This is a genomic window from Micrococcus lylae (genome assembly GCF_900163825.1).
GTDB lineage: Bacteria > Actinomycetota > Actinomycetes > Actinomycetales > Micrococcaceae > Micrococcus > Micrococcus lylae.
Window position 1 is genome coordinate 1 of record NZ_FUKP01000031.1, and the last position, 9,725, is coordinate 9,725.

Annotated in this window: 10 protein-coding genes; 5 read left to right on the forward strand and 5 right to left on the reverse strand. The window is 72.4% G+C overall.

The genetic code is table 11. From position 1 onward, the window contains the following. Nucleotides 1-184: 184 nt before the first annotated feature. Nucleotides 185-1,396, reverse strand: coding sequence for an acyl-CoA dehydrogenase family protein (locus tag FM125_RS04935; RefSeq protein WP_245829820.1), 1,212 nt, complete (start codon nucleotides 1,394-1,396; stop codon nucleotides 185-187). Nucleotides 1,397-1,720: 324 nt separating this feature from the next. Further along, nucleotides 1,721-2,659: a LysR family transcriptional regulator gene (locus FM125_RS04940; RefSeq protein WP_087133828.1), complete on the reverse strand. Its 939-nt coding sequence runs from the start codon at nucleotides 2,657-2,659 to the stop codon at nucleotides 1,721-1,723. Nucleotides 2,660-2,858: 199 nt separating this feature from the next. Here FM125_RS04940 and FM125_RS04945 point away from each other — a divergent pair, with 199 nt between their 5' ends. Beyond that, entirely contained in the window at nucleotides 2,859-4,097 is a 1,239-nt protein-coding gene (locus tag FM125_RS04945; RefSeq protein WP_082739820.1) for a CaiB/BaiF CoA transferase family protein, read from the forward strand. 73 nt (nucleotides 4,098-4,170) lie between these two features. Here FM125_RS04945 and aroQ read toward each other — a convergent pair whose 3' ends face one another. Further along, complete coding sequence (gene aroQ / locus FM125_RS04950; RefSeq protein WP_067190659.1) at nucleotides 4,171-4,635, reverse strand: type II 3-dehydroquinate dehydratase; 465 nt, start codon at nucleotides 4,633-4,635, stop codon at nucleotides 4,171-4,173. A 187-nt stretch (nucleotides 4,636-4,822) separates the two neighbouring features. Here aroQ and FM125_RS04955 point away from each other — a divergent pair, with 187 nt between their 5' ends. The 3 genes from FM125_RS04955 (at nucleotide 4,823) to trxA (ending at nucleotide 6,502) form a co-directional block, all read left to right on the forward strand. Next, nucleotides 4,823-4,975, forward strand: a complete 153-nt coding sequence (locus tag FM125_RS04955; RefSeq protein WP_245232161.1) for a hypothetical protein — start codon at nucleotides 4,823-4,825, stop codon at nucleotides 4,973-4,975. A gap of 24 nt (nucleotides 4,976-4,999) precedes the next feature. After that, complete coding sequence (locus FM125_RS04960) at nucleotides 5,000-5,830, forward strand: aldo/keto reductase (RefSeq protein WP_070637498.1); 831 nt, start codon at nucleotides 5,000-5,002, stop codon at nucleotides 5,828-5,830. A 255-nt stretch (nucleotides 5,831-6,085) separates the two neighbouring features. Continuing rightward, nucleotides 6,086-6,502 (forward strand): thioredoxin, encoded by a 417-nt coding sequence (gene trxA, locus FM125_RS04965; protein ID WP_067190655.1) that lies wholly within the window; start codon nucleotides 6,086-6,088, stop codon nucleotides 6,500-6,502. A gap of 66 nt (nucleotides 6,503-6,568) precedes the next feature. On the opposite strand, the gene idi is transcribed toward trxA, so the two are convergent. After that, nucleotides 6,569-7,198, reverse strand: a complete 630-nt coding sequence (gene idi / locus FM125_RS04970; RefSeq protein WP_082739819.1) for an isopentenyl-diphosphate Delta-isomerase — start codon at nucleotides 7,196-7,198, stop codon at nucleotides 6,569-6,571. Between the two features lie 327 nt (nucleotides 7,199-7,525). On the opposite strand from idi, the gene FM125_RS04975 reads away from it, so the two are divergent. Further along, entirely contained in the window at nucleotides 7,526-8,044 is a 519-nt protein-coding gene (locus tag FM125_RS04975; RefSeq protein ID WP_087133829.1) for a hypothetical protein, read from the forward strand. 90 nt (nucleotides 8,045-8,134) lie between these two features. Here FM125_RS04975 and FM125_RS04980 read toward each other — a convergent pair whose 3' ends face one another. Further along, nucleotides 8,135-9,661 carry an SDR family oxidoreductase gene (locus FM125_RS04980; protein WP_067190679.1) on the reverse strand — a complete coding sequence of 509 codons (1,527 nt, stop codon included), beginning with the start codon at nucleotides 9,659-9,661 and terminating at the stop codon, nucleotides 8,135-8,137. Between the last annotated feature and the right edge of the window lie 64 nt (nucleotides 9,662-9,725).

Genomic DNA, 9,725 nt, shown 5'->3' on the forward strand with positions numbered 1-9,725 from the left:
GGAGGTTCTTTTCATCGTCAACGTCTATCTGTCACCAACGTCATGGCCGAGTACAGCTAGACGAGCTCATCGCCCAAGCCCAGGACGGTGTTGCACTGACCACCTGAGCCGGCCGCAATCTCAACCCCGTGTTGCGCCCTCAAAACGCATGTGCCGGGGTCATTGTGGCCGGGCGTGCTCCGGCTCAGCCGCGGAAGGCCGCCTCGCCGGTGAGGGTCTGGCCCACGATCAGGGTGTGGACCTCGTCGGTGCCCTCGTAGGTGCGCACGGACTCGAGGTTGTTGGCGTGGCGCAGCGGGGAGTAGTCGCCGGTGATGCCGTTGCCGCCGAGGATGGTGCGGGCCTCGCGGCAGATCTCGATCGCAGTGCGGCAGTTGTTCAGCTTCGCCAGCGAGATCATGGCCGGGGTGAGGGTGCCGGCGTCCTTCGCACGGCCCAGCTGCAGGGCCAGCAGCTGGCCGGTCTGCAGGCCGGCGGTCATGTCCGTGAGCTTCTTCTGGGTCAGCTGGTAGGCGGAGAGCGGCTTGCCGAACTGGAGGCGCTCGCTCGAGTAGGCGATGGCCTGCTCGATGGAGTCGCGGGCGGCGCCCATGGCACCCCAGGCGATGCCGTAGCGGGCCTCGGACAGGCACATGAAGGGACCACGCAGGCCGGGGTTCTTCGGCAGGATCGCGTTGAGCGGCAGGCGCATGCCCTCGAACGTCAGGTCGCACTGCAGCGAGGCTCGCATGGAGAGCTTCTGGGTGATGGGGGTGGCGGTGAAGCCTTCGGTGTCGGTCGGCACGATGAAACCGCGGACGGTCTCGCCGTCCTTGCCGTCCTTGATCTCCAGGCCCAGGGCTCCGGCGGTGTCCGCGGCGGCGACGTCCTCGTTGGAGACCTTCGCCCAGACCACGCCGAGCTGGGCCACGGAGGCCAGGCCGATCCAGCGCTTGGCGCCGTCGATGACCCACTCGTCGCCTTCGAGGCGGGCGCGGGTGACCATGGAGGCCGGGTCGGAGCCGGCGGTCGGCTCGGTGAGGCCGAAGAAGCCGATGGCCTCGCCCTGGGCCATCTTCGGCAGCCACTCGTTCTTCTGCTCCTCGGATCCGTGCTTGTGGATCGAGGACATGGCGAGCGAGCCCTGCACGGAGACGACGGTGCGCAGACCGGAGTCGCCGGCCTCCATCTCCTGCATGGCGATGCCGTACTCGGTGGCGGTGCGGCCTGCGCAGCCGTAGCCCTCCAGGTGCATGCCGAACAGGCCGAGCTCGGCCATCTCGGGGATGAGCTCGAGGGGGAGGACGGCGTCCTCGAACCACTGGCCGATGTTCGGGCGGACACGGCGGTCCACGAACTCGGCGACCCTGTCTCGAACGGCGATCTCCTCGGGGCTGAGGAGGGCCTCGATGTTCATGATGTCGGTGGGGTGCTTGGGCACGGTTCCTCCTGGCAGGGGCGGCGGCTGCTGCCGCACGGGTGGTCTCACAGCCACTCTAGGTGCGCGCATCCGGCGCTGACAGGGAAACAGGCACGACGACGGCTCCCGCACCTCCGCCGGTGGGCGTCGGTGGGGTGCCCGCTCGCCGCTGACGTCACCTCATGTCCCGATCGGGGGTCGGTCAGATCATTCTGGTCTGAATCGCGCCGCCCTCGAGTGTGGCCGAGAAGGTGAGGCGGGGGTTCAGCGCCCGGCGCCGAGCGAGGCGGAGGCGGGGCAGGCGCCCCGAACCGGCACGGTTCAGCCTCCGGTGCCGGGCGAGGCGGAGGCGGGGGAGCCGTCGTCGTGCTCCTGGAAGACCTCCACGGACGCCTCGACGACGGAGCGCAGGGCGGCGGAGTCGTGGTCCCGGCGCCAGATCATGCGCATGTCCATGGGGTTCGCCGGGCCGGAGAGGCGGACGAAGCGGACGCCGGACTCGTGGTGGGCGTTGTCCCGGACGGTCTCCATGCTGAAGCCGACGCCGTTGCCGGCGGCCACGAGCACGAGCATGGTCCAGGAGTCCGGGGCCGTCTCGGTCACGCGCGGGATCACGCCGGCCGAGAGGGACAGCGAGGTGAAGCGGTGGTGCAGGGCCGCGCTGACACCGGTGGGCAGGACGATCCAGTCCTCGTCCGCGAGCTCGGCGAACGCGACCTCGTCCCGGTGGGCGAGGCGGTGGTCCGCGGGCAGGGCGACGAGGACCTCCTCCCGGCGCAGCAGCACCGAGTCCAGCTCCGGCGGCAGGTGGTCCCAGCGGCCGATCGCCAGGTCCAGGCGGCCGTCCATCACACGGGAGAAGCCCTGGTGGGAGAACTGCGCCGAGTGCAGTTCGAGGGCCAGGCCCGGGTGGTCGGCCTTGACCCGGCGGGCCAGACGGCCGACGTGCCGGTGGTTCGAGGTGCTGGCGAAGCCCAGGCGGATGCGGCCGGTGCGTCCGGCCGCCACGTCCGCCATGACGCGGTCCACGTCTGCGGCGGCGTCGGCGAGGCGCTGCGCGGCCGGCAGGAGGGCGCGGCCGGCGGGGGTGAGGGAGACGGTGCGGGTGGTGCGGTCGAACAGGGCGGTGCCGTAGGCGCGCTCCAGGTTGCGGATGGTGCGGGACAGCGGCGGCTGCGCGATGTGCAGGCGCTCGGCCGCACGTCCGAAGTGCAGTTCCTCGGCCACGGCCAGGAACGCGTGGGCCTCGCGGACGTCCATGGGATGCTCCTCCTGCCTGGCGGGGCGCCGGGGCGCCCAGACTGGGCGCGGCACCGCGCCGATCCATGCGCCGAGGGTAACAATCGGTGCGGATCGGCTATTGGACCTGAGACCGCGGCGGTGGTCTGCTGGAGCGAAGGACGCGGTGTGCCCGGCAGTGTGCCCGGCCCGCCGTCGAGGGACTTCCAGGAGGCGAGGCATGCAGAAGGCGACCGGACAGGACGGCGGCGAGGCGGCCGTCGTCGGGACGGACGGCACGGGGCCGGCGGACGCGAGCGGGCTCACCGGGGACGGCACCGGACCGCTGGCGGGGATCGTGGTGGCGGACCTGTCCCGGGTGCTCGCCGGACCGTACTGCACCATGCTGCTCGCGGACCTGGGCGCGACCGTCATCAAGGTGGAGTCGCCCGGCGGGGACGACACCCGCACCTGGCGGCCCCCCGTGCACGGGGACATGTCCACGTACTTCATGTCCGCGAACCGCAACAAGCACTCCATCGCCCTGGACATGAAGGACCCGGAGCAGCTGGAGCTGGTGCACCGGATCGTGGGCGAGGCCGATGTGCTGGTGGAGAACTTCAAGCCCGGCGGCCTGGCCAAGTACGGGCTGGACGCGGACTCCGTGGCCGAGCGCTGGCCGCACCTGGTGCACGCCTCCATCACCGGCTTCGGCACGGCCGCAGGCGCGCACCTGCCCGGCTACGACATGCTCGTCCAGGGCGTCTCCGGGTTCATGTCCCTCACCGGCGAGACGGACGGCCCGCCGCAGAAGGGCGGTGTGGCGATGATGGACGTGATGACCGGACTGCACTGCGCCGTGGCGATCCTGGCCGCGCTGCGCGAGCGCGAGGGCTCCGGCAGGGGCCAGCACGTGGAGCTCAACCTGTTCATGACCGCCCTGTCCGGCCTGGTCAACCAGACCTCCGCCTACGTGGCCGGCGGTGCCGTGCCGCGGCGCATGGGCAACGACCATCCCAGCCTGTTCCCCTACGGCCCCTTCGCCTGCCGGGACACGGACCTGATCATCTCGGTCGGCAATGACCGCCAGTTCGCCCGCCTGGCTGAGGTGCTGGGGATGCCGGAGCTGGCGCAGGACGAGAAGTTCGCCACCATGTCCGCCCGCAACGAGAACCGCGACGAGCTGCGGGCACTGATGGTGGGGCGCCTCGGCGAGCGGGACGCGCAGCAGTGGCAGGACGAGCTCGTGGAGGTCGGGGTGCCGTGCGCGCCCATCCTCGGCGTGGACGAGGGCATCGCGTACGCGGAGAAGCTGGGGCTGGACCCGGTGGCGGACGCCGGCGGGGTGCCGACCGTGCGCCACCCCGTGGACTACTCCCGCACCCCGGCGCGGCACGTGAAGGCCCCGCCGCACCTGGACGAGGACCGCGAGGCCGTCCTCGCCTGGCTCGAGGGCAGGGGCGCGGACTGCGAGGGCTGACGGCCCGGGCTGATAATCGACGGTTCGTCACAGGACCGCGGAGAATCTCTGCGATCTGGTGACGAACCGTCGATTATCCGGTGACGCGCTGCTCGGTAGCCCCGCCCAGCCGGGCCAGGCGGTCCACGGCGTACGCGTATCCCTGCACGCCGGTGCCGCACAGCACGGCCACGGCCACGCCGGAGATGTAGGAGTGGTGGCGGAACTCCTCACGGGCGTGGATGTTCGTCAGGTGCACCTCCACCACGGGCAGCTCGACCGCGCTGAGGGCGTCGCGGATCGCCACCGAGGTGTGGCTGTAGGCGCCCGGGTTCAGCACGATTCCCGCGTGCTTGCCGCGCGCCTCGTGGATCCAGTCGATGAGCTGCCCCTCGTGGTTGGACTGCCGGCACTCGACCGTCCATCCGAACCGCGCGGCGGTCTCGGCGGCCAGCGCCTCCACGTCGGCGAGCGTCTGCGTGCCGTACTTCTCCGGCTCGCGCGTGCCGAGCAGGTTGAGGTTCGGGCCGTTGAGGATCAGCAGGGAGGCGAGGCTCATGCCGCCAGCTTAGTGCGGTCGCCGCCGGGCACCGCGCCCGCTTCTCGACGCCGGCCCAGCGCGCTTCCCGACGACGGTCCTGCACCTTCCGCACGCAGGTGACCGGTCGTCGTCGGGGAGTCCATCCGCCACATCCACCGCACCGGCCATCGGCATCACCGGCTCGCCCTCCGGCGGCCTGGACTCGATGCCCCACAACGGTGCGGTCATCACCCTGCTCATGGTCTGCGGGATGACCCACCGCGAGTCCTACAAGGACGTCGGCATGGTCACGATCGTGGCGCCGGTGATCGTCACCGCCGTGGTGATCGGTGCGGTCACCTTCCTCGGCATCGCCTGATCCCCGGCAGCTACTGTGGCCGGCATGGAGAACTCCGTGCCGGCCACAGCCCTTCCAGCCCTCGGACTGGGGACCTACAAGCTCACCGGACCCGAGGGGCAGGCCGCGATCGAACGCGCCCTGGCACTGGGATACCGGCACCTGGACACCGCCCAGGCCTACGGCAACGAGGCCGTGGTGGGGGCCGCCCTGCGTGCTGCCGGAGTGCCGCGGGAGGCGGTGCAGGTGACCACCAAGCTCACCGCGGACGCCTTCGGCCCCGCGGACCGGGTCCGAGCCTCGCTGGAGGGCTCGCTCGAGCGGCTCGGCCTGGACCGTGTGGATCTTGTGCTCATCCACTGGCCGAATCCCTGGCGCACCGCGCAGGAGGGAACCTTCCGCCAGACCGCCGCAGCGCTCGCCGGCATGGTCGGCGACGACGGCCCGGCCGCCTCCTGGGGCGTGTCCAACTTCCTGTCCGAGCACCTCGAGACCCTCGCGGCCGACGGCCTGCAGGCGGCGGTGAACCAGATCCAGGTGGACGCCCTGGTCCAGCAGCGGTCCGTCCAAGAGGCGACGCGCGCCCACGGTGCCGCCGTGGTGGCCCACACGCCGCTGGGACGCGGCGGGAAGCCGTTCGAGGTGCCGGCCGTGACCGCAGCCGCCGCGGCGCACGGGGCCACCCCCGCGCAGGTGCTGCTGGCTTGGCACCGGCAGTCCGGGCGCGTGGCCATCCCGCGCTCCAGCTCCGCCGCGCACCTGGCCGAGAACCTCGCCTCCCTGGAGCTCGAGCTCACCGCAGACGAGCTGGCGGCCGTGGACGCCGCGGACTCCGGGCGGCCAGCCCGCCAGGACCCGCTCGAGTTCGGGATCTGAGGAGCGCCGCCGCGCTCCGGTGCCGCGGACGGAGGCGAGCGGACGCCGGAGGTGGGCGGCCGTCGTCGGGAAGCCGCCTGCCGGGTGGACGGACGGAATACGTCGGGCGCTGAACCGGGGGGCATCCGGGGCCGTCGTCCGTCAGCCTTGGAATAGACCGGGCGGGGCATCCTGTTGCCGCCTGACAGAACGCGCCGGACCGTGACCGCGTCCGCGGCGGACGCCGGCGAGAACCCGTCCGAAAGGATCCCTGCCATGGCCACCACCGACCTGACCCTCGAGTCCTTCCAGCAGACCATCGCCGAGAACGACACCGTCCTGGTGGACTTCTGGGCCGAGTGGTGCGGCCCCTGCAAGCAGTTCGCCCCGGTCTTCGAGGCCGCCTCCGAGCAGCATGACGACGTCGCCTTCGTGAAGGTGGACACCGAGGACCAGCAGCAGCTGGCCGCGATGGCCGGCATCACCTCGATCCCAACCCTCATGGCATTCCGTGGCGGCGTGCTCGTCTTCTCCCAGCCCGGCGCCCTCCCGGCTCCTGCCCTGGAGGACCTCGTGCAGCAGGTCAAGGGCCTGGACATCGAGGAGGTCCGTCGCATGGCCGCGGAGCAGGCGGCGAAGAACGACGCCGCCGCCCAGGGTGGTCAGGCCCAGGGCGGTCAGCCGCAGGCCTGAGGCGCGCGGCGCTCTGAAAGGGGAGCAGCCGTCGTCGTGGCGGTGCGGCCCTGCGCCGGGGCTGCCTCAGCGCCCCTCGAAGGCCCCCTGCCGCCACTGCTGCGCCAGCCACGGGCTGAACGCGGCGGGCACGGCGGCCAGGGCGGCGGTGAGGTCCGCGACCTGCACCCACTCCCATTCGGCGACCTCGTCCCACACCGGGGCGGGGTCGCCGTCCGTCTGCGCCCGGAACACCGGGCAGATCTCGTTCTCCTCCACGCCGGCGGCGTCCACCGCGCGGTAGCGGAAGTCCGGCAGCACCGGCTCCACGGAGTGCACCGGCACGCCCAGCTCCTGGACGGCGCGCCGCCCGACGGCCTCGGCCGGCGTCTCCTCCACGCCCGGGTGTCCGCAGAACCCGTTGGTCCACACGCCGGGGAAGGTCTTCTTCGCCAGGGCACGCCGGGTCAGCAGGAACCGGCCGTCCGGGCCGTACACGTGGCAGGAGAAGGCCAGGTGCAGGGGCGTGCCCTCGTTCTGGTGCCGGTGCACGGTGGCCTTCGGCTCGGTGCCGGCCGGGGTGCCGTCCTCGGCCAGGAGCACGACGACCTCCTCCGCGTCCCGGTGGCCGTCCCGTGTGCCGCCCTGCTCGGACGTCTGCGGAACGGCGTGCGGGTCGGCGGCGGCAGGATCGGGCTGTGCGGCGCAGGAGGTCATGCGGTCATTCTGTCAGGCCGGTGAGCCCGGCGGTCGGCGGCGGCGTCCTGGGCCCTGACCTGGGCGGAGGCCGGCGCGCCGCACGGCCGCCGGACCTGGTGCCGGGGCTGCCGTCCGAGCTGGTGCCGAGGCTTCCGAACGGCGACCCGTGGCCGACGTGACCCAGGTCACCCACGCGATGGTGTGCCGTCACATCCAGCGTACAGTGGCCCAATGTGCCCGGCTCGGGACCCCGGGCACGCGCGCCGCCGGCAGGGGGAATCCGGCGAGGACGCGCACCGTGAATGCACCGAAGCTGAACGAAGAGAAGAACGGAAGAGAGACGAGATGACCCGCATCGCCCGCACCTCACGCGCCGCCGCCCTCGGCGCCGCCGCCCTGCTCGCCCTGACCGCCTGCGCCGGTGAGTCCCAGGACGCCGAGCAGGAGACCGCCGACCAGTCGGCCACCCAGTCCGAGTCCACCTCGTCCGAGGGTGGCGAGGGCGCCGCCCCGCAGGCCGAGGAGGTCTCCTTCTCCGCCGGCGACTGCCTGACCAACGATCCGGGCGCCCGTGACGTGGGCACCTTCGAGAAGGTCGACTGCGACGACGAGCACAACGCCGAGTACCTCTGGGCCGTGCCGGAGAAGGGCGAGGACGACACCACCGACACCGAGTCCGTCTGCCGCACCACCGGCGCGAAGGCCGGCAAGCAGCTCGACGTGACCGTCTCCGCCACCGAGCTGCGCAACTCCGCCGACGGCTCCCAGCACTGCCTCGTCTACGCGGTGTCCGACGGCTGGGAGGGCCAGATCGTGGACCCGTCCACCACCCTCGAGGACGCCCAGGCCGAGGCCGACGCCTGAGCCGGACGCACGGGAAGGGCCCCGCGCCGTCAGTGTGACGGGGCGGGGCCCTTCCGTCTGCCAGGGCGAGGGCCCACCCCGGGCGGGCCGTCAGGCGGCGGCGAGGGGCCGTCGTCGCGCCTCGGCCACGATGTTCTCGGCCATGGACGGGAACACCAGGGCGTGGAACGGCAGGATGGCCGTCCAGTAGGCGCGGCCGACCAGGCCGGAGGGCATGAACACGGCCCGCTGGCGGTAGACGCAGCCGCCCTCGGTGCGCTCGACGCCCAGCTGCAGCCAGGCCCGTCCGCCGGCGCGCATCTCGGCGCGCAGGGTGAGCAGGCGGCCGCGGTCGATGGACTCCACGCGCCACCAGTCCACATGGTCGCCGAGGCGCAGGCGCTCCGGGTCGCGGCGGCCGCGGGACAGCCCCGGCCCGCCGATCAGCTTGTCCATCCAGCCGCGCATCCGCCACAAGAACGGGGTGGAGTACCAGCCGTTCGGGCCGCCGATGGACTCGAGCACGGGCCAGAGTTGCTCCGGGGAAAGGTCCGTCTCCTTCTCCCGCTCGTCCGTGTAGACGGTGGAACCGGCCCAGCCCGGGTCCGCGGGCAGGGGAGCGGCCGGGTCCCGGCCGACGCTCTGGTCCGCATCCCAGGTGACCTCGAGCGGCCCCTCCTGCTCGCGGGCCAGCGCCCGGCGGACGGCCTCCTTGTAGGAGGTGAGACCTCCGGCGGGGTCCGGGACGATCTCGGCCACGGTGTGGTCGTCCGTGACGGCGTCTTCGGCCAGCGACGCGGCCAACGGCATGGCCACGCCCACCGGGATGGGGGTGACCAGTCCGATCCACACGCCGGACAGGCGCATGGCGGGCAGCGGCAGGGCGATCACGCGCCGGCGGCCGAGCTCAGCGACCTCCGTGTAGTCCGTGAGCATGGACGCGAAGGTCTGCGGGGTGCCGCAGCCGATCTGCCCGCGGGCCTGCACCGGGGCCTCGAGGGCGCACGCGTGGACGAGGTAGTGCAGCACGTCCCGGATGGCGATCGGCTCCACCCGGTTCCCCAGCCAGGAGGGGCCCGGCATGATCGGCAGGCGCTCGGTGAGGTGGCGGATCATCTCGAAGCTGGTCGAGCCGGAGCCGATCACGATGCCGGCCTCGAACGTCAGGGTGGGGACGGAGGACTCCTCGAGGCGGCGGGCCACGAGCTCGCGGGAGCGCATGTGGTCCGAGAGCTCCTCCACGGGCCGGTCCGGGTGCAGGCCGGAGAGGTAGACCAGCTGGGCCACGCCGGCGGCCTCGGCCGCGGTGGCCACGGTGTCCGCGATGGACTGCTCGCGCTCCACGAAGCCGGCCCCGCCGCCCATCGAGTGGACGAGGTAGAGGACCGTGTGGATGTCCTGCATGGCGGCCAGCACGTCCTCGGGATCGGAGAGGTCGCAACGCACGATCTCCACATCGGAGCCCCAGGGGCGGTCGGCGAGAGCGTCGGTGTTGCGGGCCGCGGCGCGCACCGTGAAGCCGGCGGCGAGCAGCTCCGGGATGAGACGGCCGCCCACGTAGCCGGAGGCGCCGGTGACGAGCACGCGGCGGCCGTGGCCGCCGGGGAGGCGGAGCTGGAGGGGAAAGGAAGGGGTCATGCCGAACACGCTAGGTGTAGGAGGGCATGACGTTGTTGACACATGCAGGGGCCAGTGAGGCCGG

Bases quoted from the DNA above. Each gene is read 5' to 3' on its own strand.
- FM125_RS04935 (WP_245829820.1), bottom strand. From the start codon at position 1,396: ATGAACATCGAGGCCCTCCTCAGCCCCGAGGAGATCGCCGTTCGAGAC.
- FM125_RS04940 (WP_087133828.1), bottom strand. From the start codon at position 2,659: ATGGACGTCCGCGAGGCCCACGCGTTCCTGGCCGTGGCCGAGGAACTG.
- FM125_RS04945 (WP_082739820.1), top strand. From the start codon at position 2,859: ATGCAGAAGGCGACCGGACAGGACGGCGGCGAGGCGGCCGTCGTCGGG.
- aroQ (WP_067190659.1), bottom strand. From the start codon at position 4,635: ATGAGCCTCGCCTCCCTGCTGATCCTCAACGGCCCGAACCTCAACCTG.
- FM125_RS04955 (WP_245232161.1), top strand. From the start codon at position 4,823: ATGCCCCACAACGGTGCGGTCATCACCCTGCTCATGGTCTGCGGGATG.
- FM125_RS04960 (WP_070637498.1), top strand. From the start codon at position 5,000: ATGGAGAACTCCGTGCCGGCCACAGCCCTTCCAGCCCTCGGACTGGGG.
- trxA (WP_067190655.1), top strand. From the start codon at position 6,086: ATGGCCACCACCGACCTGACCCTCGAGTCCTTCCAGCAGACCATCGCC.
- idi (WP_082739819.1), bottom strand. From the start codon at position 7,198: ATGACCTCCTGCGCCGCACAGCCCGATCCTGCCGCCGCCGACCCGCAC.
- FM125_RS04975 (WP_087133829.1), top strand. From the start codon at position 7,526: ATGACCCGCATCGCCCGCACCTCACGCGCCGCCGCCCTCGGCGCCGCC.
- FM125_RS04980 (WP_067190679.1), bottom strand. From the start codon at position 9,661: ATGACCCCTTCCTTTCCCCTCCAGCTCCGCCTCCCCGGCGGCCACGGC.